This is a genomic window from Clostridium sp. AM58-1XD, from assembly GCF_003464085.1.
GTDB lineage: Bacteria > Bacillota > Clostridia > Lachnospirales > Lachnospiraceae > Lachnoclostridium_A.
Genome location: NZ_QSDR01000079.1, coordinates 1 through 1,160, shown reverse-complemented (window position 1 = coordinate 1,160; position 1,160 = coordinate 1). Strand labels below are relative to the sequence as shown.

At 51.2% G+C, this 1,160-nt stretch carries 1 protein-coding gene; it reads left to right on the top strand.

Annotation, left to right across the window (positions count from 1 at the left end):
* Nucleotides 1–21 precede the first annotated feature (21 nt).
* Nucleotides 22–1,160 (top strand): Zn-dependent hydrolase (locus DXA13_RS20630; protein ID WP_347559944.1); only part of this gene is annotated, 1,139 nt, incomplete at its 3' end.

Here is a 1,160-nt window from a genome sequence, read left to right as displayed (position 1 = left end):
ACAGAGGACGGAGTATACTGTATGGCTCTTTCTAAGGAAGAGAATGAAGCCCATGCACTGGTAAAGAAGTACATGGAAGAAGCAGGAATGACCGTACATATGGACGCAGCAGGCAACCTGGTAGGAAGAAAAGAAGGAACAGACCCGAATGCATCCGCAGTTATGACAGGTTCCCATATTGATACCGTATATGGCGGAGGAATGTTTGACGGCCGTCTTGGAGTAATCGCAGGAATCGAAGCAGTGCAGGCGATGACAGAAGATGGCATTGAGACGAAGCATCCGATCGAGGTAATCGGCTATCGTGACGAGGAAGGGACCCGTTTCGTAGGAAGCTATTCAGGAGCAGGCCATCTGACAGGCGGTTACGATCATGGAATCATGAGCCATGCAGATAAGGACGGAAAGACCGTAGTAGAATGTCTGAAGGAATGCGGAATCGACCCGGATCACGTAGACGACGCAAGACTGCCGGAAGGATATGCAAAGGCTCATCTGGAGCTTCATATCGAGCAGGGAGCAGTGCTGGAGAGCAAGAACCTTGCAGTAGGCGTGGTAACAGGAATCTGCTGCCAGATCCGCGGCGAGGTAGTGATCGACGGAGTTGCATCCCATGCAGGAACGACGCCGATGGATTTAAGAAAAGACGCGCTTGCAGCAGCAGCGGAATGCATGCTTGAGATCGAAGACGAAGCAAAGAAGTATCCGCAGGCAGTAGCAACGGTAGGGAAGATCGAAGCGTTCCCAGGCGGAGTAAACGTAGTACCTGGTCAGGTGAAATTCAGCATTGATATGAGAAACCAGAAGGCGGCATTGAGAGATGCGATGTTCGATAAATGCGTAGAGCGCATGAAAGCAGTGTGTGCAAAGCGCGGAGTGAGCATGGAAGTAAAGGTGCTGATGAAGGATGATGAAGGAAAGCCATGTGCAGACCATATCCAGGATATCGTAGTGGAATCCTGTGAGAAGGCAGGGCTGCCGGTATTCAAAATGCCGAGCGGAGCAGGCCATGATTCCTCAACATTTGCAGACTTCTGCCCGATGGGAATGATCTTTGTAAGATCCAAGAACGGACTGAGCCACAATAAGGACGAATACAGCTCGCCGGAAGACTGTGCGGCAGGAGCAGAGGTGCTTTACCACACCATGCTGAAACTGGC